Annotated in this window: 23 protein-coding genes, 1 tRNA gene and 2 pseudogenes; 10 read left to right on the top strand and 16 right to left on the bottom strand. The window is 70.5% G+C overall.

From position 1 onward, the window contains the following. Positions 1-32: 32 nt before the first annotated feature. The 3 genes from ACGFI8_RS12085 to ACGFI8_RS12075 are packed head-to-tail and all read right to left on the bottom strand — an operon-like array spanning position 33 to position 2753. Entirely contained in the window at positions 33-1445 is a 1413-nt protein-coding gene (locus ACGFI8_RS12085; RefSeq protein ID WP_392803477.1) for a PP2C family protein-serine/threonine phosphatase, read from the bottom strand. Next, complete coding sequence (locus tag ACGFI8_RS12080; protein WP_392803475.1) at positions 1442-1921, bottom strand: FHA domain-containing protein; 480 nt, start codon at positions 1919-1921, stop codon at positions 1442-1444. The genes ACGFI8_RS12085 and ACGFI8_RS12080 overlap by 4 nt, the downstream gene beginning before the upstream one ends. A gap of 40 nt (positions 1922-1961) precedes the next feature. Beyond that, positions 1962-2753 (bottom strand): FhaA domain-containing protein, encoded by a 792-nt coding sequence (locus tag ACGFI8_RS12075; RefSeq protein ID WP_392803473.1) that lies wholly within the window; start codon positions 2751-2753, stop codon positions 1962-1964. Between the two features lie 157 nt (positions 2754-2910). Here ACGFI8_RS12075 and ACGFI8_RS12070 point away from each other — a divergent pair. The 3 genes from ACGFI8_RS12070 to ACGFI8_RS12060 all read left to right on the top strand — a co-directional run bounded on the left by ACGFI8_RS12070 (position 2911) and on the right by ACGFI8_RS12060 (position 5296). Continuing rightward, positions 2911-2993, top strand: a tRNA-Leu gene (locus tag ACGFI8_RS12070). A gap of 405 nt (positions 2994-3398) precedes the next feature. Then, the gene (locus ACGFI8_RS12065; protein WP_392803471.1) at positions 3399-4472 is read left to right on the top strand and encodes an NAD-dependent epimerase/dehydratase family protein; all 1074 of its coding nucleotides are present in this window, start codon (positions 3399-3401) and stop codon (positions 4470-4472) included. Positions 4473-4489: 17 nt separating this feature from the next. Further along, positions 4490-5296 carry a WecB/TagA/CpsF family glycosyltransferase gene (locus tag ACGFI8_RS12060; RefSeq protein ID WP_392803469.1) on the top strand — a complete coding sequence of 269 codons (807 nt, stop codon included), beginning with the start codon at positions 4490-4492 and terminating at the stop codon, positions 5294-5296. A gap of 177 nt (positions 5297-5473) precedes the next feature. Here the strand turns inward: ACGFI8_RS12060 and ACGFI8_RS12055 are convergent, their stop codons facing one another. The 4 genes and pseudogenes from ACGFI8_RS12055 to ACGFI8_RS12040 all read right to left on the bottom strand — a co-directional run bounded on the left by ACGFI8_RS12055 (position 5474) and on the right by ACGFI8_RS12040 (position 7840). Then, a complete protein-coding gene (locus ACGFI8_RS12055; RefSeq protein ID WP_392803467.1) occupies positions 5474-5770 on the bottom strand; it encodes a hypothetical protein in 297 nt (98 codons plus the stop codon). 389 nt (positions 5771-6159) lie between these two features. Next, a pseudogene (locus ACGFI8_RS12050) lies at positions 6160-6638 on the bottom strand (hypothetical protein). Positions 6639-6812: 174 nt separating this feature from the next. Beyond that, on the bottom strand, positions 6813-7040 hold the full coding sequence (locus ACGFI8_RS12045; RefSeq protein ID WP_392803465.1) for a DUF397 domain-containing protein: 228 nt from the start codon (positions 7038-7040) through the stop codon (positions 6813-6815). Next, positions 7040-7840, bottom strand: coding sequence for a helix-turn-helix domain-containing protein (locus tag ACGFI8_RS12040; RefSeq protein ID WP_392803463.1), 801 nt, complete (start codon positions 7838-7840; stop codon positions 7040-7042). The genes ACGFI8_RS12045 and ACGFI8_RS12040 overlap by 1 nt, the downstream gene beginning before the upstream one ends. Positions 7841-8214: 374 nt before the next feature. Here ACGFI8_RS12040 and ACGFI8_RS12035 point away from each other — a divergent pair, with 374 nt between their 5' ends. Continuing rightward, a complete protein-coding gene (locus tag ACGFI8_RS12035; protein ID WP_392803461.1) occupies positions 8215-8484 on the top strand; it encodes a hypothetical protein in 270 nt (89 codons plus the stop codon). Between the two features lie 117 nt (positions 8485-8601). Here the strand turns inward: ACGFI8_RS12035 and ACGFI8_RS12030 are convergent, their stop codons facing one another. Beyond that, on the bottom strand, positions 8602-9483 hold the full coding sequence (locus tag ACGFI8_RS12030) for a PASTA domain-containing protein (RefSeq protein ID WP_392803459.1): 882 nt from the start codon (positions 9481-9483) through the stop codon (positions 8602-8604). Between the two features lie 150 nt (positions 9484-9633). On the opposite strand from ACGFI8_RS12030, the gene ACGFI8_RS12025 reads away from it, so the two are divergent. Both ACGFI8_RS12025 and ACGFI8_RS12020 read left to right on the top strand, forming a co-directional pair. Continuing rightward, entirely contained in the window at positions 9634-11049 is a 1416-nt protein-coding gene (locus ACGFI8_RS12025) for a hypothetical protein (protein ID WP_392803457.1), read from the top strand. Between the two features lie 150 nt (positions 11050-11199). Next, entirely contained in the window at positions 11200-11406 is a 207-nt protein-coding gene (locus ACGFI8_RS12020; RefSeq protein ID WP_392803456.1) for a hypothetical protein, read from the top strand. Between the two features lie 539 nt (positions 11407-11945). Here ACGFI8_RS12020 and ACGFI8_RS12015 read toward each other — a convergent pair. Next, a complete protein-coding gene (locus tag ACGFI8_RS12015; protein ID WP_392803454.1) occupies positions 11946-12758 on the bottom strand; it encodes a hypothetical protein in 813 nt (270 codons plus the stop codon). Positions 12759-13482: 724 nt separating this feature from the next. Between ACGFI8_RS12015 and ACGFI8_RS12010 the strand changes: the two are divergent. Beyond that, positions 13483-13656 (top strand): annotated as a pseudogene (locus ACGFI8_RS12010) (helix-turn-helix domain-containing protein); the annotation flags it as partial. A gap of 636 nt (positions 13657-14292) precedes the next feature. Further along, entirely contained in the window at positions 14293-16785 is a 2493-nt protein-coding gene (locus tag ACGFI8_RS12005) for an ATP-binding protein (protein ID WP_392804060.1), read from the top strand. Between the two features lie 206 nt (positions 16786-16991). Here ACGFI8_RS12005 and ACGFI8_RS12000 read toward each other — a convergent pair whose 3' ends face one another. After that, a complete protein-coding gene (locus ACGFI8_RS12000; RefSeq protein WP_392803452.1) occupies positions 16992-17480 on the bottom strand; it encodes a MarR family winged helix-turn-helix transcriptional regulator in 489 nt (162 codons plus the stop codon). Positions 17481-17577: 97 nt separating this feature from the next. On the opposite strand from ACGFI8_RS12000, the gene ACGFI8_RS11995 reads away from it, so the two are divergent. Both ACGFI8_RS11995 and ACGFI8_RS11990 read left to right on the top strand, forming a co-directional pair. Further along, positions 17578-18153, top strand: coding sequence for a YceI family protein (locus tag ACGFI8_RS11995; RefSeq protein WP_392803450.1), 576 nt, complete (start codon positions 17578-17580; stop codon positions 18151-18153). A 218-nt stretch (positions 18154-18371) separates the two neighbouring features. After that, positions 18372-19847, top strand: a complete 1476-nt coding sequence (locus tag ACGFI8_RS11990; RefSeq protein WP_392803448.1) for a glutamate--cysteine ligase — start codon at positions 18372-18374, stop codon at positions 19845-19847. A gap of 9 nt (positions 19848-19856) precedes the next feature. On the opposite strand, the gene ACGFI8_RS11985 is transcribed toward ACGFI8_RS11990, so the two are convergent. The 6 genes from ACGFI8_RS11985 to ACGFI8_RS11960 form a co-directional block, all read right to left on the bottom strand. Further along, positions 19857-21014, bottom strand: a complete 1158-nt coding sequence (locus tag ACGFI8_RS11985) for an acyl-CoA dehydrogenase family protein (protein ID WP_392803446.1) — start codon at positions 21012-21014, stop codon at positions 19857-19859. Positions 21015-21040: 26 nt separating this feature from the next. After that, positions 21041-22555 (bottom strand): acyl-CoA carboxylase subunit beta, encoded by a 1515-nt coding sequence (locus ACGFI8_RS11980; protein ID WP_392803444.1) that lies wholly within the window; start codon positions 22553-22555, stop codon positions 21041-21043. Between the two features lie 183 nt (positions 22556-22738). Beyond that, entirely contained in the window at positions 22739-22879 is a 141-nt protein-coding gene (locus ACGFI8_RS11975; RefSeq protein ID WP_392803442.1) for a hypothetical protein, read from the bottom strand. Positions 22880-22995: 116 nt separating this feature from the next. Continuing rightward, positions 22996-23889, bottom strand: coding sequence for a hydroxymethylglutaryl-CoA lyase (locus tag ACGFI8_RS11970; RefSeq protein WP_392803440.1), 894 nt, complete (start codon positions 23887-23889; stop codon positions 22996-22998). Between the two features lies 1 nt (position 23890). Continuing rightward, positions 23891-25243, bottom strand: a complete 1353-nt coding sequence (locus ACGFI8_RS11965; protein ID WP_392803438.1) for an acetyl/propionyl/methylcrotonyl-CoA carboxylase subunit alpha — start codon at positions 25241-25243, stop codon at positions 23891-23893. 101 nt (positions 25244-25344) lie between these two features. Beyond that, positions 25345-25989, bottom strand: a complete 645-nt coding sequence (locus ACGFI8_RS11960; protein ID WP_392803436.1) for a TetR/AcrR family transcriptional regulator — start codon at positions 25987-25989, stop codon at positions 25345-25347. Position 25990 lies beyond the last annotated feature (1 nt).

Genomic DNA, 25990 nt, shown 5'->3' with positions numbered 1-25990 from the left:
CCCCTCAGCACGTCAGTTCGGCCCCGGCACGGTCAGCAACTGGTCGCGGGGGTCGGGGTCGGCGCGGAGGTCGGGCTCGGCTCGGAGGACGGCGCCGACGGACTCGCCGGGTCGCCGGCCGGCGCGGAGGCGCTGCCGCTGGAGGACGCCGCCACCGAGACGGACGCCGAGGACGACTCCGAAGGATGCGGCGTCGGGCAGTCCTGCTTGCGCGAGGGATCGCTCGGGTCCTCCAGCGCGGCCATCTTGTCCTGGGCCTGCTCCAGGGTCTCGACCTGGATGCCCTGCTTGACGGTGCCCTGAGCGGCCGGCGTCAGGTCGTCGAGCGTCAGCGTGGCGCTCTCCTGGTAGACGTGCCCCAGCTTCAGCCACGCGATCTTGCCGGGCACGCCCTTGAAGATCGCGACCCGGCCGCCTTCGGTGGCGCCCACGTAGTACCGCGACTGCGTGACGTTCCAGCCATACCAGAGCCCGCCGCCGAGCAGCCCGAGCAGCACCACGAGGAGGATGGCGGTGCGCACCGGATGGCGTCGGGAGCGCTGCTCCCCGTCCTCGCGGTGCCCCGCGACCGGGTCATGCGAGCGCGGCTGCTCGTCCTGCGGCACCGGCGGGCGCGGCGCGGCGAGCGCGGCGCCCCGAGCCGAGGACATCGACTGGTCGGCGGAGGTCGCCATGCCCCGGTCCTGCGCCGCGGCCCCGCCCACGATCGGCCGTGCCTCGACGATGTCCTCGTCGGTGACGTCGGCGACGATCACGGTGATGTTGTCGGGTCCGCCGCCGCGCAGGGCCAGCTCGATGAGGCGGCCGGCGCACTGGTTGGGGTCGACGTACTCGCGCAGCGTCGACTCGATGGTCTCCGCGCTGACCACGCCTGACAGCCCGTCGCTGCAGAGCAGGTACCGGTCGCCGGGCTTGACCTGGCGGACCGAGTACTCCGGGTCCGCGTCGCGGCCGTCCAGCGCCCGGGTCAGCAGGGAGCGCTGCGGGTGGCTGTTGGCCTCTTCGAGGCTGATGCGGCCCTCGTCGACGAGCATCTGGACGTACGTGTCGTCCTTGGTCACCTGGGCGAACTCGCCGTCGCGCACCAGGTACGCGCGGGAGTCGCCGATATGGACCATGCCCATCTTGGAGCCGGAGAACAGCATGGCGGTCAGGGTCGTGCCCATGCCCTCCATGGCCGGGTTCTCCTCGACCGCATCCCGGATCTGCTGGTTGGCCAGGTCGACCGCGCTGCGCAGCGTGTCGATCATGGCGTTGCCGGGAACGTCTTCGTCGAGCGGCGCCATGGTGGCGATGACGATGTTGCTGGCGACGTCACCGGCGGCCATGCCGCCCATGCCGTCGGCAACGGCAAGCAGCCGTGGTCCGGCGTAGACGGAGTCCTGGTTCCCGCTCCGGATCAGACCGCGGTCGCTGCGAGCCGCATAGCGCAAGGTGAGGGTCATGGCCGTAACTCGAGAGAAGTGCGGCCGATGCGAATCGGCACGCCGAGGGGGACGGGGGTGGGTGCGCTGACCTTGGTCTTGTCGAGGTAGGTCCCGTTGGTCGAGCCGAGATCCTCGAGGTACCACTGGCCTGCGCGCGGTACGAGGCGGGCGTGCTTGGACGAGGCGTAGTCGTCGGTGATCACCAGCGTCGAGTCCTCGGCCCGGCCGATGGTGATGGGCGCCTCGCCGAGGGTGATGCGAGTGCCCGCCAGCGCACCGGCGGTGACGAAGAGCTGGTTTGCGGTCTTGCCGCGCTTGACCTTCGCCGGACGGCCGGGAGCCGTCACCGCACCAATCCCCCGAGGTGCGGCGACGATCCGGCTCGAACGCGAGCCAGCGAACAGGTCCCGGCGGATCACTCCCACTACCGTGAACACGAAGATCCACAGCAGCACGAGCAGCCCGTACCGGGCAACCGTGATGACGAATTCCATCTACGACGCGCTCATTCAGATCCGCCTACGTGAAGTACGGTCATCCATCCACGCGGTAGGTCAGCGTGGTCGTGCCGAGCTGGATCATGTCACCCGGGTTCAACGCGACCGCAGAGACGCGCTGTCCGTTGACCATCGTGCCGTTCGTGGAGCCGAGATCAGTCAGCACGACCTGCGCTCCGTCGAAGTCGAGCCGCGCATGGCGCCGCGAGATGCCGACGTCGGGGAGTCGCATGTTGGCCTGGTCGCCCCGGCCGATCACGGTCGAACCGATCGACAGAGGGTAGCTTCGCCCGTCGCCGGACACCAGTCGGACGTTGCGGCCGGGGCCGCCGGGCGGGGGGCCGTAGCCGCCGCCACCCTGGTCGTAGCCGCCGCCACCCTGGTTGTAGCCGCCGTACGGGTCCGGGGTCGGCGGCGGTGCGACATCGCCGCCGGTGTAAACCTCCGCGGTCACCCGGAACATGCCGGTGTCCAGGCCGTCGCCGCGCTCGATCTCGACGATGACGTCGCCGTACACCGTCCAGCCCTGCTCGCCGATGAACTCCGCCTGCGACTGAGCGAGCTCCTGCGCGAGCGCGGCGGCATACGGGGCCAACCGACTGTGGTCATAGGGCGACAGGTCGATCACGTAGCGATTCGGCACGAGCGTGCGCCCGCCGGCCAGAATCGCCTTGTGGGCTTCCGCCTCCCGTTGCATGGCGTTGAGGATCTCCACGGGGTGGACGACCCCCTTGAAGACCTTGGCGAAGGCCCCCTCAACCAGGCCCTCTAGGCGCTTCTCGAAGCGCTGCAGCACACTCACCGGTTCCTCCTCGGGTTCCGAGGTCATGATGGTATCCGGACGTCGCACGCCCGTATGCAAGCTGACCGGTCGGCCCGTGCTACTCTTCCGTGGCGCCCAGGGAAGCCTAGTGCCTACCCGGTGATTTCGCCGAGTAGGAGCGAGGTATGCTCTGACGCGCCGGGCACGAGATTTCTCGTGACCAGGGGAAGTGGCGGAATGGCAGACGCGCACGGTTCAGGTCCGTGTGCCCGAAAGGGCGTGAGGGTTCAACTCCCTCCTTCCCCACCTTCGAGGTGGCTCCTGCTCAGTGGCGGGGGCCACTTTCGCCATTTCGGCGGTGGATCCTTCGCGCTCGCTTCGCTCGCTCCAGGTGGGGGGCTTCGCCCACCCACACCCCCTTCTCGGTGGCTGGGGTTCGTGCGTGCCTCGCTCTCCTCGCCTTCGCTTCGCTCGGCTTCGTCCGTTCCCGGTGGCTGGCGTCCGTGCGTGCCTTGCGCGTCCTCGCCTTCGCTTCGCTTGGCTTCGTCCTGTTCATGACTCTGGTCCGCGCAACTTGCGACCGTTGCTCCCGTCAGACAGCGGTCGGCGCTGGGGCGCCTCCCTGCCCTGCTCGCGGTGGCAAGGGCCCTGCCTCTCGGCGCGGGTATGCTCCTGTCGGTTCTTGTATGTCTTCCTGGTGGGGGTGGGCTCGTGGGTGTCGCGCTTGTTACCGGGTCGGCCGGGCTCATTGGGTCCGAGGCTGTCCGGCACTTTGCCTCGCTGGGGCTCGATGTCGTGGGGATCGACAACGACATGCGGAAGCGGTTCTTCGGGGCCGAGGCTTCGACCGCTTGGAATGTTGTCCGCCTTACGAGTGACCTCGGGGACTCCTACACGCACCATGACGTCGACATCCGGGATCGCGATGCGGTCGCGGGGATCTTCAAGCGGTACGGCCGGGACATCGCCGTCGTGATTCACACGGCAGCGCAGCCGTCGCACGACTGGGCCGTACGCGACCCGTTCACCGACTTCGACGTCAACGCGGGCGGGACGCTCAACCTCCTGCAGAACGTGCGCGAGCACTGCATCGAGGCGCCGTTCATCCACTGCTCCACCAACAAGGTCTACGGGGACCGGCCCAACTCGCTGCCCTACCAGGAGCTCGAGACCCGGTGGGAGATCGAGCCGGGGCACGAGTACGAGAACGGCATCAAGGAGAACATGTCGATCGACGCCTGCCTGCACTCCGTCTTCGGGGCCTCGAAGGTCGCCGCGGACGTGATGGTGCAGGAGTACGGGCGGTACTTCGACATGAAGACGGCCTGCTTCCGCGGCGGCACGCTCACCGGGCCGGCGCACTCGGCCACCGAGCTGCACGGGTTCCTGGCCTACGTCATGCGCTGCAACATGGAGCGGCGGACGTACCGGATGTTCGGGTACAAGGGCAAGCAGGTTCGCGACGCCATCCACAGCCACGACGTGACCAGCGCGTTCGAGGCGTTCTTCCGCAACCCGCGGTCCGCGGCCGTCTACAACCTCGGCGGCGGCCGGCACTCCAACACCTCGATGCTGGAGGCGTTCGCGCTCGCCCAGCGGATCACCGGCAACGAGATGATCACCGAGTACCACGAGGCCAACCGGGTCGGCGACCACATCTGGTGGATCGGGTCCAACGAGCGGTTCCAGCAGGACTACCCGGACTGGAAGCAGGTCTACGACGTACCGATGATCTGCCAGGAGATCTACGAGGCCAACGTCGGCAAATGGACCCCGGAAGCCTGAGCGGGTCGTGATCGACAGTGATTGACAGAGGCAAGCGGAACGTTCTCGGCGTCGAGGTCAGCGCCGTCGACTACGACAGCGCCGTCGACAAGGTGATGGGCGCGGCCCGCGAGGGGCGTGCGCTCGCCGTCACCGCGCTCGCCGTGCACGGCGTCATGACCGGCGTGCAGGACAAGGCACACGGCGCCCGGCTCAACTCGTTCGACCTGGTGACCCCCGACGGCCAGCCGGTGCGGTGGGCGCTCAACCTGCTGCACCACGCCCGCCTCGCCGACCGCGTCTACGGCCCCGACCTCACGCTGAAGGTCCTGGAGGCGAGCGCCGCGGAGGGCCTGCCGGTGTACTTCTACGGCTCGACCCAGGAGACGCTGGACCGGCTGGCGCAGAAGCTGCAGGAGCGGTTCCCAGCCCTGAAGGTCGCCGGCATGGAGCCCTCGAAGTTCCGCCCGGCGGAGGCCGGCGAGCCGGAGCAGATCGCCGCCCGCATCAAGTCCTCGGGCGCGCGCGTGGTCATGGTGGGCCTCGGCTGCCCGCGGCAGGAGGTCTTCGTCTACGCGATGAAGTCCCTCGTCGACGCCCCGATGCTCGCCGTGGGCGCCGCGTTCGACTACCACGCCGGCGGCCTGAAGAACCCGCCCGCGTGGATGCAGAAGTACGCCCTGGAGTGGCTCTGGCGCCTCGGGCTCGAGCCCAAGCGGCTGTGGCGGCGGTACATCCTGCTCAACCCGAACTATCTGGCCCGCCTGGGCGCGCAGAAGGCCCGCCTGTGGCGCGCGGCCCCGCCGCCGGCGGCCACGGAACCCCTGAAGACCTTCGCCGTCTGAGCCTCGAAGGGGCGCCTGAGCTGCGAAAAGCCTGTGAATAGCCCCTGAAGAACCTCTTGAGAACTCCGATGGGCGCCCGCTTGGGCGCCCATTCGCGTTGTTCGGCGGCACACATGCTGTCCGAAATTGCCGGAAATATCACACCAAGGCGGGGCCGATCGCCGCCGTGGCGGGCTCTCAGCGGCCCGTGATGGCGTCGACCTTGGCGGTGCGGCGCTTGAAGGTGCCCCGCTTGTCGAAGGCGCGCTCGGCCGGCCACAGCATGAGCGCCAGCGGCGCGGCGATGTACCAGCGGTCGAGCATCACGTAGGCGACGATGTTGGCGACGACGCCGAGCGCGTACAGACCGATCAACCAGTCGACCCGCTTCTCGCCGAGACCGCGCTTGTTGTAGGCGTCCAGCACGCCGAAAGCGCCGATGCTCAGGGCCAGCAGGCCGCTACCGCTCACGAAAGCGAAGATCAGATCTGACACGTCACTCACCCCTGCGTCCCCGTTACAACCGGCAAACTCCGACCCAAGCTAAGCGGACATTTCAAGATCGACCATCAACTTTGCGACATGCCCCCCGGCCGAACGTTGCGCGACCAATCGGACATTCGGCCGATTTCACTGATCTTGCGCAACTACCCAAATCGGCCGCTATCCGGCGGTCTTGAGGGAAATCCGTGCCCGGCTCGCGGGTGCCGGCGGCGCCCCACGGGTCGAACCACGCCGGCGCGGCGGAGCGGGGTGCTCATGACGGGCTCCGGCCGCGCGGTCGGCGCACCCGGAGCCCGTCCGACCTCCCCAGGTCGAGTCCTCCCTGCTTTTTACAGGGTGCGGATCGACCTGTCGATAGACGGCAGGTGCGCACGCTCGCGTTACTTGAGCGGCCGCGCCTCCTGCGAGTAGATCAGCTCGAGGATGCTGCGGGCCGCCTCGAACCAGCGGTCCAGCCGGTCCTGCTGCGGCATGGTGCCCTTCGGCGGCAGCTCCATCAGAGCAGGCCGCGCAGCAGCGGGTGGTCGGCCATCGAGCCGCTCGGTGTGTCCAGCCACGAGTCGCGGCCGAACATCGGCTCGGTGAGCGGCCCGCCACCGAGCGAGCCGGCGCTGAGCGAGCCCCCGGTGAGCGGTCCGAGGTCCGCGACGAGCGAGGACTCGGGCAGCTTGGGCGGCGTCATGTCCAGCGGCATCGACACCCGGTCCAGCGGTGAGCCGTTGCGCGGGGACAGGTCGTCGAGCGGCCCGTCGCCGATGCCGTCCCGGCGACCGCCCGGACGGTAGCTACCCAGTTGCCCGGAGAAACGGTCGTCGGTCTTCGACGATCCGTTGCCGAAGTTTTCGGGGCCAATGTTCACGGTAGGAAGCCTTATCTCACTCGGGGGAAGTACCGCAATACGGTGCGATTCGCGGCACTCATACCTACAACGACAATCCGGGTGCAACGGCCACGCTCACCGACAAAAACGGTCGGCCCGCCCCGCAGGCGTTACGCCGCGGAAACGGGCCGGCCGGTCGCGCCCGGCGTCCAGTCACGCCAGGTCGAACTCACCGTCCTTGGTGCCGTCGACGAAGGCCAGCCACTCCTCCGGGGTGAACAGCAGCACCGCCCCGTCCCTGTCCTTCGAGTCGCGGAGGGCCACCGCGCCACCGACGAAGGCGACCTCGACGCAGTTGTCCGAGTATGGACCGCTACGGGTGCTCTTGCGCCAGACTGCACCGTCGAGGTTCACGGTGAACCCCTTGGCTTCGATTTTCACTACAGCTCCTTTGTCAGCTTCACGAACATCGACACTGACTCGTCAGGACGGAGTGCGTTGGCGCGCAAGTAGTCAAAGATGAATCCGTAGCGCTGAAGCTCGTCGTCCTTCTCGAGAAAGAGCCCGCCGGCCGCATTCGAGGCGAACACGAAGTTCTGCCCGGCAGACTCGTCGTACAGCAACATCGTGAATGCCCCGTCCATCCCGGCGTGCGCGCCGGCGGAGAAGGGCAGGACCTGCAGGGTCACGTTCGGCCAGGTCGCCACCAGGCTCAGGTGCTCGAGCTGACGGCGCATGACCGCACCTCCACCGACCGGGCGGCGCAGGACCGCCTCGTCCAGCACCACCCAGAGATCGATCGGGTCATCCTGAGTAAGTAACGACTGTCTGCTCATACGGACACGCACCCTCTTCTCGACATCGGTGGCGCCGATGTCGGGGCGGGCGGCATGGATCATGGCCTGGGCGTACTCCTCGGTCTGCAGCAGGCCGGGGACGACCAGCGCCTCGTAGGAGCGGATGTGGTCGGCGGCGGCCTCGAGCCCCACGTACGCGCCGGTGAGCACGTCACCGTACAGCTGCCACCAGCCCTTCTGCCGGGCCTCACGCGCGATCTTCAGCAACTGGTCCGCGTACTCGGGATCTACGCCGTAGATGTCCAACATGTCCCGCACGTCGCGCGGCGTCACACCGGTCTGACCGGTCTCGATCCGCGAAATCTTGGATCCGGAGCACTCCAGCCGCTCGGCGACATGGTCGATGGTCACGTGGGCGGCCTCGCGCAGCCGCCGCAATTCCATCCCCAACTGCCTGCGCCGGAGGGTCGGGCTGCCTCGTCGACTGGACACGTTGTCGCACCTCCGCGCTGCCGGACCTACGTAGATAACTTACGTATAGATCAGCGCAACATCGTAAAGCCACGCAAGGCGGCTCGGCAGGACATTCGGCGACTCCATACCTCTGGTGGAAACTTCGTCTTGCAAGTTGCATTGATCACCGTTCTCGGGCAACCTGTGCGTGTGGCTGGGGTCACGGATTGTTCACTAGACCGATCAATCCGCCTCAGGTGGACGCAGCGAAAAACGATCGACCGATCGGCGGTTACGGACCCGCCCCGCGACGAGCGCCGTAACCGGACCTTCCCCACAAGCCGACCGAAGACGGGAGTCCCACTGTGTTACCGAGGACCGGTGACGTGCTGCGCGTGACCAAGGCCGCGAGTGTCCAGTTCACGCAGCCCATGCTGTTCCGGGTGATCAGAGTGCACGACTGGCAGACGTACGACGGATGGGCCTGGCTGGACGGATACCAGCTCAACGCGGCGGGCGACGCGGTGGAACGCCGCTCCATCTTCGTCCAGCTCCAGGGCCTGCAGCCGGGCTTCGTGGCCCGCCCCCAGCGCACCACTCCGGCGCGCGCGGGCGTGCCGGTCGCGGTCGGCTGACCGCTCGCCGGGGTCGGCCGCCCGGCGGCCGACCCCGCGCCTTCCTGTTCTCCGCTGTTCCGCCGTCGCGCCGCGCGCTGCGCGTCCGTCGCCCGTGCGTCCCGGCGCCGCCGCGGGTCAGTCGCTGACGGACGTGCTGGGCTGCGGTTTCGACGGTGCCGGCGACGGGGCGGCCGCGACGATCAGGGTCACCGTGTCGCCCGCCGTCACCGTCTCGCCCTCGCCGGGCCGCGACGACAGCACCTCGCCCGGCGGCAGCGAGTCGTCGACCCGGCGCTGCACCTCGACGTTGAGCCCGAGCACCTGGAGCTTCACCGTCGCCTCCGCAAGCGTGTCCCCGCGCAGCGGCGGGATCACGACCGGCCCGGGCGGCGGCGCGGCGCTCGACGTGGCCGGCTCCTCCGAGGCCGGCGCCGCCGCCGACTCGGGCGGCGCGCTCGATGGCGCCGGCGGCGAGGCCACGGTCGTGGCGGGCGCCGGGTCCACCCCGCCGGGCGCGTTCTGCCCGCTCGCGGTGGCGCGGTAAATGAGGTACAGCCCGATGCTCAGCGCCCCGACGAGCACGAGCGCGATGAAGCCGACGATCACCGGGCTGAACCAGGACCGCCCCTCGTACGGGTCCTCTTCCTCGTCCGCCCACTCCTGCGGCGCGGGCCGCCGCAGCGACGGGTCGCCGGGCGCCGGAACCCCGGCCCGCGCCGACCACCGCCCGGCCGCGTGCTCGTCCCGGCCCGTCGGCCGCTCCACCCGCGTCGCATCCGGCGGCCGATAGGCCCGCGTCGTTTCCGAAGGCCGGCTCACCTGCGTCGTGTCCGGCACCCCGCTGACCTGCGTCGCGTCATCGTCCAACGGGCGATGCACCTGCGTGGCATCGGCGTCCTCGTGCCTCTCGCGCTCGGGTTCGTCGCCGTGGTCGTCCTGTTCGCCGCCCTCGCCGAACGGCCAGAAGGGCTGCGTCGAGGACTCGTCGTCGGGCGACCGGTCCGGGCTGTTCGCCATGCCTCCAGTTCACCACCTTGACCGGCCCGCACGCCCCTCCCGCCGTCAGATATCCATCCGCGCCGCCGCCTAACACACCGGCGGTCGGGCCGCTGACGTTCCCGCGACTTGGACTCGCCCGGGTGGACGGCTGGGCGTACGCTGCGCGGCATGGCGGCACGAAGCTGGGCAACCTCAATATTCACGGCGATCGGCGTCGCGGCCGGCGCGGGTGCCGCGCAGCTCGGCCTCGGCTACGGCCTGGGCATCATCTCCTGGCAGCCGACCGGCGACAGCGCCACCGTCTGGGTCAGCAGCCTCGCCTGGGTGACATGGCTCGCCGCCTCCTCGAGCGTCATCGGTGCCATCTGCGCCGACCGGCTCGCCGGCGCCGGGGCACCCGTCCCGGCCAAACCGGACAGCGTCGGCGGCCAGGCCCTGATCGTGGCCTGGCGGATAGTCATCGCGCTCGCCTCCGCCGTCGGCTCGCTGATCATCGTGCCGCTGGTCGCCATCCCGGCGCGCACGCCACGGCCGGACAACGCCGCGCCGTACTTCACGGCGGGCGGATATGCGATCGCCGGCCTCATCGTCGGCCTACTGATCGCGGTCGGCGCGCTCGCCGCCCGGGCGATCGCCGCGAACATCATCGCCTCGTCCGCCTGGCTGTGGACCCTGGCCGTGGTCGCCGTCGCCGACGTCGTGCGCGCCGACGGGGCCACCGCCACCGCCGCCCAGCTCGGCACCTGGCAGTTCACCGACGCGACCTGGGTCAATGGCATGGTCAACCTGCCCAGCGGCCTGCTCATGCTCGCCATCGCACTGGTCATCGGCGCCCTCGCCGCCTGGCCCGCCAGCCGCCGCGGCGACAACCGCGTCGGCGTGGCGCTCTCCGGCCTGGCCGGCCCGCTACTGGTGGCCATCGCCTACTTCCTGGCCATGCCCGCCCTCGGCGAGCACGACCAGCACCTCTCGGCGTTCGTGATCGCGCCGTACGCGATGTTCACCGGCCTCGCGGGCTCGGTCATCGTGTCGGCGATCGGCCCCCGCGGCTCCCGCGCCAAGGCCCGGGCCGACCGCCACGCCGCCGCCGCCGAGCGCGATGCCCGCTCCGCCGCCGAGTACTCGAACTGGACCGCCGCGCTGGCCGAGGCCGACGCCGCCCAGTCCCGCAGCAGCGCCGACGCCGAGCCGGACACCGACTCACCGCGCTCGTCGAGCGGCTCGACGGGCTCGGGAGGCTCAGGCAGCTCGGACGGCTCCTGGTCGCGGGAGCCGGTCGCCGTCGGGGCCGAGCTCGATTCCGCCACCGACCTGGAGTCCGACGCCTACGCGCCGTCGCGGGCCTACGGCAGCGCCGGGTCCACCGGCCGCACGTACACGTCAGACACCGCCAAACGCGCCTACGCCGAGGACACCATCGACGAGGAGCCCGCCCCGGCCGGCTCGTCATCGCCGGCCCCGTCCTCGACCAGCGCCGGCCGCGCTGCCGTTGCGCCGCTCTGGCCGACCGAGTCGACCACCAACACCGCGCCGGCCAAGTCAACGTCCCGGACCAAGCGCGGCCGCGGAAAGCCGGCCGAGTAGCCGGACAGAACCTCCGGCGGTCAACGTCCCGGACTACGTGCGGCCGCGACAAGGTCGCCGGGTAGCCGGACGGGCACGATCACCGACCACATCCAGGTTCCCGGCGAGGCGATCGCCCAGCTTCCCGCGAAGTACCGGCGCAGAATCCTCATGCGGGTCAACGGAGCCGGCGCCACCCACGACCTGCTGCAACACCTCGAGCAGATGAACCGGCTGTGGCGCACGGTGAAGTTCACCGTCGGGTGGTCTATCACCGACGCCTGGCTGCTGCGGCTCGCTCATCCTGACGCTGGCGCTGATCAACGCTTGACACTGCTCAGTCTGCTCAGCGTCTGCCACCGACGCCGCGCGCATTAACTCCTCCTCTTCCTCCTCCTCGACGTCCTCGCCCTGGTCGTGGCGTTTGGCGATTTTCGGTATGCCTCGAGCCGGTGGCGCCCGCACCAGCGTTGGCGGACGATGAGCAGGTGCGGTGATTCCGCCCAGTTGGCGCGCAGGAGCCCGGGACGTGCGCAGGCGGAGGTCCCTTTTTCGCCGCCAGCCGAGAGCAGGGTCATTGCGTTGTTGGGTAGCTGCTGGCCACGGCGGTGATGAGGTCGTGTGGGCGGCGGTTTGCGCGTCGGGTGGCGCGGGCGATGTTGGTGTCGCCATTGGTGCGGTGGTAGCCGATTACGGTTCCGGGCCGTGGGCGGTTGGGGTGGGATGCCTTCCTGCCAGCCACCGACCCAGGCAAGCCGAGCAGACCAGGGCCAGGGTGCCAAGGTCGTAAGTCCGGTAAGGCACTTCACCTTGTCACCCTGGCCCGGTCCACGGAGTGTGGGTCGGCGGCCAGATGGGATGGCGGCCAAGGCCACTGGTTACGTCACTACCCTTGAACCGGGGCTTTGGCCCCTCAGTCAGAAGGCGAGTTGCATCGCCGTGGTGCCGTTGGCGTTGACCCAGTCATGGATCACCATGACCTTGAAATGGGTGTTGTCCGCGACATTGGTCGCGATCGTCTTCCATGAGGTGCTGAGCTCGGTCCAGTAGTTGCAGTTGGGGGTGTGATCAACGAAGATCACACATGCTTGCACACTCCACGTTGCGGTCGTCGACTTCCGCATGTTGATGTCAAGGCATCGCGTCGTGGTGGTAAAGGCGGTGTTACCAGGCGCGCCCAGCGTGATCGGGCTGACCGACGTGTACTGCCAGATGGCGCCGTCGTAGCACGTAACCTGGAGGGAGTTGGGCTGGTTGATGGCATCAACCGCTGGCGCGACACCATTGAACTCGAACACGTCGATCTGCTTGCCCTGCTGTGTAGCCTGCTGCAGCACGTCCATGGGAGCGGCGGCTGCGGGGCTGGCGACCCCCTGGGCCCCGGCCGCGCCCACAATGATCGCGAGTAGGGCAACGCAGTAGCGCGTAAGGTAACGTTGCACGACATTCCCTTCAGCTTGGCCGGGTTCAATGACGCCGGCTGCGTGAGACCCCCGATGGTCGGCTCCGACCACCTCACCGGGTCGGTACATATATTGTACTGCATCGATTAGTCGAAGATGGCGATTCATCAAAGAGTTTTGATCACTTCCTGACCGTTTCGGCTTGACCGATTGTTTGCCTGTGGTGAATGCGGGATGGCCGCGTGCCGCTGCGGATGCGCCGGTTCTCCACGTCCGGGAACTGTCTTTCTGCTGGTAGGACCCCTCCAGGTCGGTAAGTTTCTTCACGTGGCGGGCGGCGGGCCGGGTCCGCCGCACGATCAGCCGCAGCCCACCGATCCAGTTACCGGCACCTGGTTGAGGCCGGTCAGTTCGCCGACCTGCGCCTGATCGGTGGCGGTGCCGTCGGGCTGCAGGCTGTCGGTCCACGCTGCGTCGGGCAGGGCGGCGATCGCGGCCCGGCGCTCGGCGGGTTGGAGGATGCCCCGCCACGCGGAAGACGCGGGCCCGCGGTCGGTGGATCATCGTCGTGTCTAGCTGGCGGCGACGATCGCCGGCGCCGTCTTCGGCGGCGGCCTGTTCGACCGGCTGGTCACCACGAGCACCAATCGCCCGGACAACGAATCCGCCGTGGGCAAGCAGCGCATCGACGAGCTGGCCCGACCGGCTCGCTGGTGATCGCGGTCGTCCTGCGCGGCATCACGCGCTCGGACCCGGTCGTCACCGCCGCCGCCGTCTGCATCGGCATCGTCTTCCTGGCCTCGCCGTCGGCGGCCTGGTGGCCGTCAAGGAGATCGGCGTCGGCCTGACGGTGGCCGTCATCATCGACGTGACCGTCGTCCGCGGCCTGCTCCTGCCGTCCCTGATGACCATGCTCGACAAGTGGAACTGATGGGCCCCGCGCTTCCTGCGCCGATGCCGCGAACCGGCCTTGACTGTGCGATATTGACAATGGTCGTGGTTCCGACGCGTGCCTGTTTCGGACCCCCGTCGCTCAGTACCCTTCCACAACATGTCTCCAGTTGCGGATCATGATCCGCGCAACGCCGGAGCGGGTTTCGCCGCGACGCTGCGATCCCGCCGCCTAGCCAGGGGACTGACCCAGGACGAACTGGCCACGCGCGCCGGCCTGGGCGTGCGCACCCTCCGCGAGCTGGAGCGCGGCCGCGTAGCGCGCCCGCAGCGCAACACCGTGTCGCTGCTCGCCGACGCACTGGACCTCACGGGCGCCGACCGCGAGGCGTTCCTGACCGCCGCCACGGGCCGCCCACCGATCCCGAACCCGCGCGGCCCACAGCCCACCCACGCCGGAACCGACGAGGTCGCCCACGCCGGCCCCGCCCCACCCGCCACCGCACCGCCGTGGCCCAACCCACCCGGCGCCCCGACCGCACCCCCATCCGCGACGCCATGGCACACACCGCCCGGCCACCCCTCGATGGCTCTGTCGCCAAGCCGCCCGCCAGGCCCCACGAGCGCGCCCCAACATACGAACAGCGGCCCGATGAACACCGGCCCGCGAGCCGCCGCAGGCCATGACAGCCCGATGCGCCAGGTTCGCACCCGGAATCCCGCAGCACCGGCCACCGGCCGATCCCCCGGACACCGCCACTCCGAACCACGCGGACAACGACCGGACGAAGCGCACGGCCCGACCCTCGGCGAGCGCGGCGCAACGCCGCGCGCGGCACCGACCGGTGACCGCGGCCCGACACCGCCGCAGGGAGCACCGATCGGCGATCCCAGCGGAACACCACCGCACGAAGCACCGACCGGTGACCGCGGCCCGGCACCGCTACGCGGCACGACCATGGATCCGGCCGTGGCCGCTACGCCCGGTGGGCCGCCGACCACCCTGCCGCTGCCGACCCTGCCGCCGCTCATCGGCCGCGACGCCGACATCGCCGAACTGCTCACGCTTCTGGGCGCGCCGTCCCCGGGTGCGCCCCCTGGTCATCACCCGCTCCGAGGAGCGGTGACCCAGGGAGCGGCGGGCGTGAACTCCGAGCGAGCCGACAGCGGGCTCCATGGCGCCGCGGGCGAGAGCTGGGGCAGGGGCGTCGCCGGTGTGGGGGGAGCATTCCCGCGACCCGGATCGGCCGCCGAGCTGATCGCGCTCATCGGCATGGCCGGCGTCGGCAAGACCGGCCTCGCCCACGCCGTGGCGCACTCGGCGGCGGCGTCTGGCTGGACCGCCGTCTCAGTGACCGTCACCAACATATCCCAACCCACCGACATTTTTTCCGCCGTCGCCGCCGTGTTCGGGGTGGCGCGGGCCGAGGAACTGGCGGAGCGGTACGCCGCCGCCACGCCCGCCGTGTTCGGAGTGGCCCGGGCCGAGGAACTGGCGGAGCGGTACGCCGCCGCCACGCCCGCCGTGTTCGGAGTGGCCCGGGCCGAGGAACTGGTAGACCGGCATGCCGCCGCCACGCCTGCCCTGCTCGTCCTCGACGGCATCGACCGCTCGCCCCGCGCCGCCGTCGAGGCGATCGGCTGGCTGCGGGCCCGGGTGCCGGCGGTACGCATCCTGGTCACGAGCCGTCGGCCCGTCGCGGCCGAGTTGGCCGGGGCCGTCGACTGGCAGGTCCAGCCGCTGGAGGTGCCGCCCGGACGGCCGCTCGACGTGGCCGCGCTGCGTCGCGTGCCGGCGGTGGCGCTGTTCGTCGAGCGGCTCCGGCTGGTGCGCCGCGAGCCCGCCCGCGACGACGAGATCCCTCCGATCGCGGAGCTGGTGCGCCGGCTCGACGGGCTGCCGCTGGCGATCGAGCTTGCCGCCGCCCGCTGCCGGGTGCTGGAGCTGCCGGAGCTGCTGTCGCGGTACGGCAACCGGCTCTTGGATCTTGCGCCCACGGACCCGGCGGGGCGGCGGCTGCGTGACGCGGTCGCGGCGAGTTACCAGCTGCTCGCCGAGCGGGAGCAGGCGGCGCTGCGGCGGCTGGCGATGTTCCGCGGGCGGTGGTCCGTGGAGCTGGCGGAGGCGCTGCTCGACGGCGTGGTCGAGGACGTCGAGGCCGTCCTGGACCGGCTCGTCGGCCTCGGCCTGGTGAGCGTGCGCGGGCCGGGTGACCTGCGGTTCCGGCTGCTCGACGTGGTGCTCGACTTCGCCGTCGAGCGGTGCGCGGACGCGGGCGAGCTGCGTGTCGCCCGGCTGCGGCACGCCGAGGTCGTCACCCGCGTTGCCGTGCGCGTCTCGGCCGAGCTCACCGGCCCGAACAGCGCGGCCGCGGTCTCCCGCCTGGACTACCTCAACAGCGACATCCGCACGGCGCTGCGGTACACCGCGGTCCGCGAACCGGAGATCGCCCTTCGCCTGGCGGGAGCGATCCCGCGCTGGTGCCGGCTGCGCGGCCGGGACGTGGAGGCGCACCGGCTGCTGCGCCGACTGCTCGACGACCGGCGCACGCGGGAGTGCGATCCCGCCGTACGCGCCTGGGCACAGATCGGCGCCGCCATGCTCGCCACGGCGCACGGCCGCGGGGTGAGCGAGCTGTGTGCGACCGAGCAGGCACTGTTGGTGATCGCCGAGCGCGGCGACGTGGCCGGAGAGCTGACCGCGAGGGCCCTGCTGGGCGGGATCTGGCAGGCGCTCGGCGGCACCGACGAGGCGCGCCAGCACAACGAGCAGGTGCTGGGCCTGGCCATCCGCACCGGCCGGGTGCGCGAGATCGCCGTCGCGCAGAACAACCTCGCCTGGAACGACGTGCTGGCCGGCGACCTCGCGGCGGCCGCGCGCCGCCTCACCGCGGCGGGCCGGCGCGCGGCCGAGGCCGGCGACGCGCGGATCCGGGCGCTCACCGAGGCCAACCTGGCCGAGATCGCGCGGCTGGACGGGCGGTTCGACGAGGCCGTCGACCTGGCCCGCCGCGCCGCGGCCGCGATCGCCGAGGTCGGCGACCCGACGCACCGCGTGCGCGTGCTCGGCACCCTCGGCCAGGCGTTCGCGGAGACCCGCCGCCCGGCCGAGGCGGCGGCGGTGCTGGCCGAGCTGGCCGCGGTGCCGGGCAGCGCCGGTACGGCGGCGATGATCGAGGGCTACCTGGCGCTCGCCCGGGACGACCATTCTGCCGCGGCGAACGCGTTCGAGTCCGCCGCCAATCTCCTCGCCGGCCGCGACGACGTCCGGGACGTGCTCGAGGCCCTCACCGGCCTGGCCGCGACCGCCGGGCCGGACCGGCGCGACCGGGCGCTCGAGGATCTGGCCGGCCTGCGGGAGCGCGCCGACGCGGCGCTGCTGCCGCGCGAGCACCGGCTGCTTTCGGCCCTGAAGGGCACGGACGAAGACCCCCTGGCCGCGTTGGCACGCCTGCCCACCTAGCTTCGCCCGTGCCGGCCCCGCCGGGGCGCCGAGCCTCCCCGGCGGCGAACGTTATCTCAGCCGAAAGGCCAAAAAACCGAAATTTCCGACTTGTACCCCATGACAAACCCGGACCTGCCGGTAATTCTGCCGGTGCGCACCTTCGACCCGGCGCGAGCACCCACCAAACGCCAATGAAAGGGTTCAAGCATCGAGCGCCGCGACGATCAGGCGGCGGGGCGCATCGCCGGGACGCCCGAGGTGGCCTCCGGCCGGACCGCGTCGCGGATCGTGCGCAGGCCGCGCAGCAGGGTGTCCAGCTCCGCCGGGCTCAGCCGTCCGGTGAACCACTCCTCGATCAGCGCCAGGTGCCCGGGCAGCACGTCACGCATCTTCGCGAGGCCGGCCGGCGTGATCACCGTGAACGAGCCGCGCCGGTCCGTGGGGCAGGCCCGGCGCGTCGCCAGGCCGTCGCGCTCCAGGCGGTCCACGACCCGGGTCACGCCGCTGGTGGACAGGCCGGTCTGCGCGGCCAGGTCGGTCATCCGCAGCTCGCTGCCGGGCGAGCGGGCCAGGCGCACCAGCACCTCGAAGTCGACGCTGCCGAGCCCGTGCTCGGCCAGCTGGACGTTGAGCCGCGCGTTCACCCCGGTGAAGGCCTCCACGAACAGGCCCATCGCGGTGATTCGCGGATCTTCCAGCATCTCGTCGGTCACACCCCCAGACTAGCAGAGAACTTGACGAACGAGACTCTGCCGCGTGTATATTTGCCTCAGCAATCTTCTTTGGCGCCGCACAACTGAGGGAGTCATCATGACGGCACCTGCCAACATCCGCGAGTACCAGGGCCTCACCATCCCGACGCCGGGCAAGTTCGAGCTCGACCCGGCGCACACGCGGGTCAGCTTCACCGCGCGGCACATGATGGTGAGCAAGGTGCGCGGCGGCTTCACCAGCGCCAGCGGCAGCATCGTCATCGCCGAGAACCCGCTGGAGTCGCACGTCGAGGTGAGCATCGACGCGGCGAGCATCGACACCGGCGTGGCCGACCGCGACGGCCACCTGCGCAGCCCCGACTTCCTGCACGTCGAGCAGTGGCCGACGCTGACCTTCAAGAGCACGCGCGTCGTGGGCCTGTCCGGCAACGAGTTCAAGCTGGTCGGCGACCTCACGATCCGCGACGTTACGCGCGAGGTCGAGCTCGACGTCGAGTTCGAGGGGCACGCGAAGAGCCCGTGGGGCCAGGAGGTCATCGGCTTCAGCGCGACGACCGAGATCGACCGCGAGGAGTTCGGCATCACCTGGAACCAGGCCCTCGAGACCGGCGGCGTCCTCGTCGGCAAGAAGGTCAAGATCGAGATCGGCGCCGAGGGCGTGCGCCAGTCCTGAACCGCCGCGTTCCGGGAAGATCCAAGAAGTTCCATGAACCTGGCAAACCGGAAACTTCCGAAGTGCCGGAGTTTGGCCATCGTGCAGAGGGTGGGCGAATTCTCCCACCCTCTGCAAGGTTTTGCTCACCCTCGGCTGCAGTGATGTCCGTTTTGTCCCTAGCGGTGCCCCTCGACTGCTCTTAACGTGAGGGGTCCAAGAGGGGCCAGGGGGCAAGCATGGGCCAGGACGTCACACGGGGAGCCTTCTCGCGTGAGGACCGCGCTCGCTACCGGCGGAAGGTGCGCCGCTGCCTCGATGTCTTCGCGCTCATGCTCAACGATTTCCGGTTCGACTCCGATCGGCCGATGACCGGCCTGGAGATCGAGGTCAACCTCATCGACCCGGACGCCCAGCCGGCCATGCGCAACGCCGAGGTCCTCGCCGACCTCGCCGACCCCACGTTCCAGACCGAGCTGGGCCAGTTCAACCTCGAGATCAACGTCGCGCCGAGGGTGATCGAGGGCGACGGCCTGGACGTGTACGAGCGGGAGGTCCTGGCCAGCCTCGTGCACGCCGACGAGCGCGCCGGCAAGTCCGACGCCCGGCTGGTGCTCATCGGCATCCTGCCCACGCTGCGCCCGGAGCACCTGGTCCTGGCGAACATGTCCGACGACCCGCGGTACCGGCTGCTGAACGATCAGATCATCAACGCCCGCGGCGAGGACATCACGCTCGACATCCGCGGGCAGGAGCGGCTCGAGGCCCAGTCGGACTCGATCGCGGGCGAGTCGGCGTGCACGAGCGTGCAGTTCCATCTGCAAGTTGCACCCGAGGACTTCGCGATGTACTGGAACGCGTCGCAGGCGATCGCCGGGGTGCAGGTGGCGGTGGGGGCCAACTCGCCGTACCTCTTCGGCAAACGCCTGTGGGCCGAGACCCGCATCGCGCTGTTCGAGCAGGCCACCGACACCCGGCCGGAGGAGCTCAAGGCGCAGGGCGTGCGCCCGCGCGTCTGGTTCGGCGAGCGCTGGATCACCTCGATCTTCGACCTGTTCGAGGAGAACGTCCGGTACTTCCCGCCGCTGCTGCCGATCACCGAGGAGGAGGACCCGGTCGCCGTGCTCGAGGCCGGCGGGGTGCCGCGCCTGGGCGAGCTGCGCCTGCACAACGGCACGATCTACCGGTGGAACCGCCCGGTGTACGACATCATGAACGGCCGCCCGCACCTGCGCGTCGAGAACCGCGTGCTGCCGGCCGGCCCCACCGTGGTCGACCAGCTCGCCAACGCCGCGTTCTACTTCGGCCTGGTCCGCGGGCTGTGCGAGCAGGACCGGCCGATCTGGACGCAGATGCCCTTCTCGGCGGCCGAGGAGAGCTTCCACACCGCCGCCCGCGAGGGGCTCGACGCGCTGGTCTGGTGGCCGGAGCTCGGCGAGGTGGCGGTGACCGACCTGGTGCTGCGCGAGCTGCTGCCGCTGGCCGAGACCGGCCTGGACCGCTTCGGAGTGCGGCCGCAGACGCGGGACCGGCTGCTCGGCGTCATCGAGGGTCGGTGCCGCACCGGGCGCAACGGCGCCGCCTGGCAGACCGAGGTGGTGCGTTCCTTACAGGAGCACCATCGGCTCGACCGGCCCTCGGCGCTGCGGCAGATGCTGCAGCGGTACTCCGAGGGCCTGCCCGAGAACGTTCCGGTCCACACGTGGCCGGTGTAGACGGGGCTCCTACAGCCCGATCGAGCGCGAGATGATCATCCGCTGGACCTCGGAGGTGCCCTCACCGATCTCCAGGATCTTCGCGTCGCGGTACATCCGGCCGACCGGCGTCTCGTTCATGAAGCCGTACCCGCCGTGCACCTGCGTCGCCTCCCGCGCGTTGAGCATCGCCGCGTCGCTGGCGGAGAGCTTCGCGATGGCGGCCTGGCGCTTGAAGTCCCGCCCGTTGACGAGCCGGCTCGCCGCGTCGTAGTAGGCCAGCCGCGCGGTGTGCGCCCGGCTCTCCATGTCCGCGATCTTGAACTGGATCGCCTGGTACTCCCCGATCGCCCGGCCGAACGCCTGCCGCTGCCTGGCGTAGGCGACCGACTCGTCGACGCAGCCCTGCGCGAGCCCGACGCCGAGCGCGGCGAACGCGACCCGGCCCTCGTCGAGGATCCGCAGGAACTGCGCATAGCCGCGGCCCCGCTCGCCGAGCAGGTTCTCCGCCGGCACGCGCACGTCGTCGAAGCTGAGCTCGTGGGTGTCGGACGCGCACCAGCCGACCTTGGAGTACCCGGGCTGGACGGTGAACCCGGGCGTGCCGCTCGGCACGATGATCGCCGACAGCTCCTTGCTGCCGTCCGGGTTGACCCCGGTCACCGCGGTGACCGTGACCAGCGCGGTGATGTCGGTGCCGGAGTTGGTGATGAAGGCCTTCGACCCGTTGATCACCCACTCGCCGGCCGCCTCGTCGAGGACAGCGCGGGTCTGGGTGCCGCCCGCGTCGCTGCCGGCGCCGGGCTCGGTCAGGCCGAAGGCGGCGAGGGCCTCGCCGGAGGTGAGCCTGGGCAGCCAGTGCTCCTTCTGCGCCGCCGTGCCGTACCGGAAGATCGGCATGGCGCCGAGCGAGATCCCGGCCTCCAGGGTCACCGCGATCGACGAGTCGACCCGGGCGAGTTCCTCCAGCGCGATGCACAGCGCGAAGTAGTCGCCGCCCATCCCGCCGTACTGCTCCGGGAAGGGCAGCCCGAACAGCCCCATCTTGCCCATTTGCCGGACCAGGTCGTAGGGGAAGGCGTGCCGCTCGTAGTAGTCGCCGATCACCGGGGCGACGACCTCGTGCGCGAAATCGCGCACGCTGGAGCGCAGCGCCTCGAGCTCCTCGGTAAGAGTGAAGTCAACCATCGTGATCCTCTTTGGAAGTCGGCCCTTCAGACGGGTGTCACGCCGTGACGGCGGCGGGAGAACGCGCGGTCCTTGGTCCGGGCCGCGGCGAAGCGGCGCACCAGCTCGCCGCGCAGCGCCGCCGGCTCCACGACGGTGTCCACGACGAGCTCGCTGGCCAGCCGCATGATGTCGATGTCGCGCTCATACTCGGCGCGCTTCGCGGCGACGAACGCGGCGCGCTCGTCCTCGTCGGCGATCGCGGCGATCTTGTTGGCGTAGACGGCGTTGACGGCGGCCTCGGCGCCCATGACCGCGATCTTGGCGGTGGGCAGGGCGATCGTGGCGTCGGGCTCGAAGCCGGGGCCGGCCATCGCGTAGAGGCCGGCGCCGTAGGCCTTGCGCACGACCACGCAGATCTTGGGTACGGTCGCCTCGGAGATCGCCGTGATCATCTTGGCGCCGTGCCGGATGATGCCCTGCTTCTCCACCGCGGAGCCGACCATGAAGCCCGGCACGTCGGCGAGGAAGAGCAGCGGCACGTTGAAGGCGTCGCAGAGCTGGACGAACCGGGTCGCCTTGTCGGCGGAGTCGACGAAGAGCACGCCGCCCTTGAACATCGAGTTGTTGGCGACGACGCCGACGGTACGCCCGTCGAGACGGCCGAACCCGACGGTGAGCTCGCGCGCCCAGAGCGCCTGGATCTCGAAGAACGACCCCTCGTCGAGCAGGCCCTTGACGACCTTGCGCATGTCGAAGGCCTGCCGCTCGTTGCCCGGGATCTCGGGCAGGCCGGTCTCGGCCCGCGCCTCGGCCGCCGGCGGCTCCGACGTCCAGCTGGACGGGAGGTAGGACAGATAGCGGCGTACGGCATCGATGGCTTCTTGTTCGGTCTTGCACAGAAAGTGCCCGACGCCGCTCTCGGCGCAGTGCACGCGCGCGCCGCCCATCGCCTCGAGGGTCGTCTTCTCGCCGGTGACCATCTCGACCATGCGGTCCGAGCCCAGGTACATCGACGCGTTGCCCTCGACCATCGCCACGACGTCGCAGAACGCGGGGATGTAGGCGCCGCCGGCGGCGGAGGGCCCGAAGAGCGCGCAGGCCTGCGGGATGCTGCCGCTGGCCCGCACCTGGGTGTGGAAGATGCGCCCGGCGCCGCGCCGGCCGGGGAAGAGCTCCACCTGGTCGGTGATGCGCGCGCCGGCGGAGTCCACGAGATACACCATCGGCACACCGGTGGCGTAGGCCTTCTCGATGATCCGAATGATCTTCTCGACGGTCCGCGCTCCCCAGGACCCGGCCTTGACGGTCGAGTCGTTGGCCATGAGGCAGACCGGCCGCCCGTCGACCGTGGCCGAGCCGGTGATCACGCCGTCGGCCGGCAGCCCGTCGGCCAGCGCGTTGGCGAACAGCCCGTCCTCGACGAAGGACCCCTCGTCGACGAGCAGAGCGACGCGCTCCCGGGCGAAAAGCTTGCCGCGCGCGGCGTTGGCCGCGTGGTACTTCTCCGCGCCGCCGGCCTCGACCCGCTTGCGCGTCTGGTTGAGGGCGTCACCCTCCATGATGCAACCTCCGCGTCGGCTGCCTGAACGATCGTTCATGCCTAACGATCGTTCAGGTTAGCCGACGCGGAGGCGAAGTTCCAACGTTCGCGGCGGACCACTTGCGGACACGGGTCGGCGTACGCCCCACGGTCGCGGTACCCCCTGCGGATCAGGGGGTACCGCTACCAGCGTCAGAGGAGGTCAGCAGGAGTAGGCCAGCGCCCCGCCCAAGCTCGAGGCGGCGCGCGCGGCGCGCGCGTTGCTGTTGCCGTTGGTGTCCGGGCCGTAGCCATCGTTGTTCTGCCCGTTGCCGTAGCCACCGTCGCTCCTCGACTGGGCCATGTCCGCCTCTCAGTACGGCTCAATGTCGGGCATATGCCCAAATGTGACTCTTTCCGCACTAAGCAACGAACCGCCCCGGGGACACGCCAGAACAACGGGCGAATCGGGCACAAGCCTCATAAGGGGAGCCGTGGCCCCGCTTTCAGCACCCCGGACGGCAGCTCCCGGCCGACGATCTCCTGCGCCAGCCGCGCCGCCTCGATGAGCGCCTTGAGGTCGATCCCGGTCTCGTACCCCATGTCGTGCAGCATGTGCACGACCTCCTCGGTGGCCACGTTGCCGGTCGCCCCCGGCGCGTAGGGACACCCGCCGAGCCCGCCGACGCTGGCGTCGAACTCGGTGATCCCCAGCCGCAGCGCGGTCAGGACGTTGGCGAGCGCGGTGCCGCGCGTGTTGTGGAAGTGCAGCAGCAGCGGCAGGTCCGGGTGCCGGTCGCGGACGCGCCCGACGACCTCCTCGACCCGCCGGGGCGTGCCCATGCCGGTGGTGTCGCCGAACGCGACCCGGTCCGCGCCGTCGGCCACCACACGGTCGACAATCCCGGCCACCCGATCGGGCGCGACGTCGCCCTCGAACGGGCAGCCGAAGCTGGTCGAGATGATCACCTCGGCGGTGGCGCCGGCCCGGTGTAGCAGGTCGATGAGGCCGGCGATGTCGTCGAGCGACTCGTCGGTCGACCGGTTGACGTTGCGCCGGTTGTGCGTGTCGGAGGCGGACACGACGACCTCTATCTCGGTGAACCCGGCGGCCAGCGCCCGCTCGGCGCCTTTGGTGTTGGGCACCAGGGCGGAGTAGCGCACAGCCGGGTCCTTCGCCGCTCGTTCCCAGACCTCGGCGGCGTCCGCCATCTGCGGGATCGCCTTCGGGTGTACGAACGAGACCGCCTCGATCCGGCGTACACCGGTCGCGGAGAGCGCGTCGAGGAGCCGGACCTTGGCCTCGGCCGGCACCGGGTCCTCGTTCTGCAGGCCGTCGCGCGGCCCGACCTCGCGGATCGACACGAAGCTCATGTCAGCCCTTCTTCGGTTCCCGCATCCTGCCCACGATGCCGGTGTCGTAATCGCCGGAGGTGAACTCGGCGTTGTCCAGCAGCTCGGCGAAGAACGGCAGGTTGACCTTCGGCCCGACGACCTCGAACCCGGCCACCGCGGCGCGCAGCTTCGCCAGCGCGTCGGCGCGGTCGGCGCCGTGCACGATCAGCTTCGCCATCAGCGAGTCGTAGTTCGGGGTGACGGTCGTGCCGGCCGCGTACCCCGCGTCGACCCGCACTCCGTCACCGCTCGGCTCGACCCAGGTCGTGATCGCGCCCGGGCCAGGCAGGAACCGCTTCGGGTCCTCGGCGTTGACCCGCAGCTCGATCGCGTGGCCGGTGACCGTCAGCGCGGCGGGGTCGAACGCCGGCTCGAGCCCGGAGGCGATCCGCAGCTGCTCCTCGACCAGGTCGACGCCGAACACGGCCTCGGTGACCGGGTGCTCGACCTGCAGGCGGGTGTTCATCTCCAGGAAGAAGAACTCGCCGCCGGCCGGGTCGAACAGGCACTCGACGGTGCCCGCGTTGCGGTATCCCACCGCCTCGCCGGCGCGCACGGCGGCGGCCAGCAGATCGGCGCGCTGCGCCGGGGTCAGCGCGGGCGACGGGGTCTCCTCGGCGAGCTTCTGGTTGCGACGCTGCACAGAGCACTCGCGCTCGCCGAGCGCGATCACCCGGCCGTCGGCCAGACCCAGGATTTGTACCTCGATGTGCCGCACCCGCGGGAAGTAGCGCTCGATCAGCACGGAGCCGTCGCCGAACATGCGCTCCGCGAAGCCGCGGACCTTGTCGTACTCGGCGCGCAGCCCGTCGGCGTCGTTCGCGACCGCCATGCCCATGCCCCCGCCGCCGGCCGCGGCCTTGACCATCACCGGGAAGCCGATCCCACTCGCGGCCTCCAGCGCCTCGTCGGCCGTCCGCGCCGGGTCGGTGGTGCCCGGCGCGACCGGCACCCCCGCCGCCGCCATCAGGTTGCGAGCGTTGATCTTGTCGCCCATCGCCGTGATCGCGTCCGGCCCCGGGCCGACCCAGATCAGGCCGTTCTCCTCCACCGCCGACGCGAACGCCGCGTTCTCCGACAGGAACCCGTACCCCGGGTGGATCGCCTCCGCGCCGGTGGCCTTCGCCGCGGCCAGGATCGCCTCGGTGTTGCGGTAGGACTGGGCCGGGCTCGCCGGCCCGATCAGCACGGCCTCGTCCGCCTCCACCACGAACGGCAGCGCCGCGTCCGCCTCCGAGTACACCGCGATGGTGCGAATCTGCAGGCGGCGCGCGGTGCGGATGATCCGGCGGGCGATCTCGCCGCGGTTGGCGACGAGCAACGATCTCAGCATGCGGACGGTTCTCCTGTGGATAACTCTGTGGGTACGAATGCGGCGAGCCTGTGGATAACCGGGCCGGATCACCCGGAATCGCCCGGAGTCACCCCGGAGGGTCACCCCTGCAGCGCGGAGAGTGTCGCCGCCCGCAGCAACTCGGCCCGGCGCGCCCGGTCGACCTCGCCGCCGAGGAACGGGGTCGAGTTCATGAGACCGAAGGCGGCGTGCGCCAGCACCCGGGCCTCGCCGTCGCTCAGCTCGCCGTCCCGCAGCGACGTGAGCGTGCCAACCCACTCTTCCACGTAAAGCCGTTGGAGACGGCGAATCTGCCGACGCGGCTCCTCGGGCAGCCGGTCAAGCTCGTGCAGGTGCAGCGCGATGACCGCCGGATTCGCCAGCGCGAACTCCACGTGGAAGTCGACCAGCGCGGCGAGCGCCGCCGCCGGGTCGTCGCCGGACTCGGCGATGCGGGCCTGGCCGCCGGCCAGGAGCTGCTCGCTCACCGGGATCAGCGCCGCGGCGAGCATCGCCTCCTTGCCGGCGAAGTGGTGGTACAGCGCCGGCCCGGTGACGCCGGCGGCCGCTCCGATATCGTCCATGGAGACGCCGTGGTACCCACGCGTGGCGAAAAGCCCGACGGCGATCTCGAGAATCTCGTCCCGCCGGGAGCGCCGCCGCGCCTGCTGGGCCGCCGGCTGACCGGCGGGCCCCGCGCCACGGGACTGAGCGGGCGGTCGGACGGCTTGCCGTTCCAGCGTCATG

The sequence above is a fragment of the Dactylosporangium sp. NPDC048998 genome (assembly GCF_043197855.1).
Classification (GTDB): Bacteria; Actinomycetota; Actinomycetes; order Mycobacteriales; family Micromonosporaceae; genus Dactylosporangium.
The sequence above is the reverse complement of the archived record's forward strand: the minus strand, read 5'-3'. Positions and strand labels throughout refer to the sequence as shown.